Origin of the sequence: Vallitalea maricola (genome assembly GCF_036985595.1) — a bacterium.
GTDB classification, from domain to species: domain Bacteria; phylum Bacillota; class Clostridia; order Lachnospirales; family Vallitaleaceae; genus Vallitalea; species Vallitalea maricola.
In genome coordinates, this window is sequence record NZ_BTPU01000293.1 from 1 (window position 1) to 251 (window position 251).

General features: G+C 32.7%; 1 protein-coding gene. It reads right to left on the reverse strand.

Features of this window, described 5'->3' with window-relative positions:
* Positions 1-251: hypothetical protein (locus tag AACQ14_RS24140; protein WP_339366080.1), on the reverse strand; the 251-nt coding region annotated here is incomplete at both ends.

Genomic DNA, 251 nt, shown 5'->3' on the forward strand with positions numbered 1-251 from the left:
ATACAAGTAATGCAGTAAATGCATTACTTGTATTAATACCAAAGGAATCAGCAATAGCTATAACTTTTTCTAATCCTTCGTTTAGCTGTGTTGTATAAGCATCATAATTAGCTACAACTTCTATAGGCATATAAGTACTAATACCGCCAGTACTTTTCATTTCAATACCAGCATAATCTGATAGCTTGACTGGAGTTGTTAATGGAGTACTTGAGTTTTTAGGATTAACTGCTACATTTGCATCTCTAACA